Raw genomic sequence first — 2,072 nt, 5'->3', positions numbered from 1 at the left:
AGCCTATGATTAAGCTAACTGATGTTTTTAAATCGGTCGATGAAACCTTAAGGGCAAGTTTTAAGAATATAAAGGCCTATAAAGAGAGAATTAACAAGCTTGATAGGTCGGTTATGAGTGTGGAGCTTATAAGTTTTTCTACAAGTCCCCACTCTAGGTCCATCATTAACAAGAGTATAGATTTGGATATTATTTATTTTTCTAAAAATAATAGTGTCGGTGAAGCACTTATTGCAGCTGATAAGCTGATGAGTGCTTTTTCTATGGGCTTATCTGTGAGGGCTTACGATAAGGACGGGGCCATGGTCGATAAAAGGCATATACATTGTCTTAAGGCCCCAGAATATAAACTGGTAGGCCAAGACCTGCACTTTCTAGTGAGGTTTGACTTCGCTGATGAGTTTGATCCAGAATATCTTGCTGATGATAAGGAGATGAAACCTATCGATAAGGATTACGAGCCTGGTCAGGTTGATAGACGGCCTCCTAAGTCTGATAAAGATGTAGAAAATAGGGATTTTGTCGAAGATGTCAAGTTCGAGACCGATGAAGATAAGAAAAGTTATGAAGAAGAAAAAATCAAGCTTATGCAGAGCTTGAAATTAGAATATGTAATTATGGAGGTATAGATGCCAACTATAGGTATGCCACAAATTAAGATTGCTTTCGAGTCTCAAGGACTTACTGCAATCCAAAGGAGCGAGAGGGGAATTGTCCTTCTTTTGCTTAAGGGAGAAAATGAGGAAGAACAGGGCTCTTATAGGATGAATACACTTCTGGATTTACCAGAGGAAGTGCAATTTTCTGAGAAGAATGCCCAGCTAATTAGACTTGCTTTTCAAGCTAGACCTAACAGGATTCTAGTTGAAGTATATGGAGATACAAATCCGCTAGCTAGTCTTTTAAAGAAATATGAACTAATTAAATTTAATTACTATGCAGCACCAAATGCACCTGAAGAAGATGTTGAAGCTATCAAGACTTGGCACAGTCAAATGATTGAAAAGAAAGATAAGACTATAAAATTTGTAGCCTTTGATTATACTGCTGATGACGAAACAGTTATAAACTGGTCTACTGATAGGATTGTTTATGATGGTGTGGAATATACAGGTCAAGAATTTACTGCCCTTGTAGCAAGTGAGCTTGCAGGCCTGCCACTTACTAGGTCTTTTACCTACTTTGAATGGCCACTAATTTCTGAGGCAAGCTTACCTTTTGCTGATGATGAGGACAAGGCGGTCAACGAAGGTAAACTTTTCCTTACTTACGATGGTGAGGTCTACAAGATAGCAAGGGGTGTAAACTCTCTTACAACTTATAGTGATAAGAAGGGCGAGGATTTCTCAAAGATTAAGATTGTCGATGCCATGCACCTTATCAAGGATGACATTAGGGAGACTTTTGAGAAGTTTTATGTAGGTAAGATTCTCAATTCTTATGCTAATAAGCAACAGTTTATAGCTATGATAAACCGTGTTTATTTCGTGGAATTGAGGGGGACTGTCCTAGAAGAATCTGATAGAAACCGTGTTGATATAGATGTGCCAGCACATATGAGATATGCCATTAAGCGTGGGGCTAATGTTGATGATATGACTGAGCAGCAATTAAAAGAGTTTAATACTGGCTCTAACGTCTTCTTAGATGGATATGTTTCCTTGCTTGATGCTATGGAAGACCTATATATCAATTTTTGGAACGAATAAGGGGTGATTAAATGACTGAAAATAGAGGTTTTAGAAGAATTGCAGGTGCTTGGGGTACTCTGCATATAGATGGTGAAGCTATTTTTGAGGTTGTTTCTTTTGAGGCTAGTGTTGAAGTCCAAAGGGGCGATGTTCAAATAGGGATTAATGTTGATTCAAAGATGACTGGCCTTGCTGGGTCTGGTCAATTTGTTGTCAAACATGTTTATACTAGAGGGATTGAAAAATATCTTTCCGCTGTCAAGGCTGGACGTGATCCAAGATTTTTAGCGTCTGTTTGTCTTGATGACCCTGACGCTGTTGGAGGTCAAGTAGAAAGAATTAATATAGGTAACTGCTGGATTAATAACTTACCTTTGACTA

The 2,072-nt window shown here is 38.4% G+C and carries 3 protein-coding genes; all 3 read left to right on the top strand.

The window, feature by feature from the left end:
* On the top strand, positions 1–629 hold a 629-nt coding region (locus Q0410_RS05325), incomplete at its 5' end, for a DUF6838 family protein (protein ID WP_299033891.1).
* On the top strand, positions 630–1,709 hold the full coding sequence (locus Q0410_RS05320) for a phage tail sheath C-terminal domain-containing protein (RefSeq protein ID WP_299033888.1): 1,080 nt from the start codon (positions 630–632) through the stop codon (positions 1,707–1,709).
* 11 nt (positions 1,710–1,720) lie between these two features.
* Positions 1,721–2,072 (top strand): phage tail tube protein (locus Q0410_RS05315; RefSeq protein ID WP_299033885.1); only part of this gene is annotated, 352 nt, incomplete at its 3' end.

This window comes from uncultured Anaerococcus sp., from assembly GCF_937934665.1.
Classification (GTDB): Bacteria; Bacillota; Clostridia; order Tissierellales; family Peptoniphilaceae; genus Anaerococcus.
The sequence above is the reverse complement of the archived record's forward strand: the minus strand, read 5'-3'. Positions and strand labels throughout refer to the sequence as shown.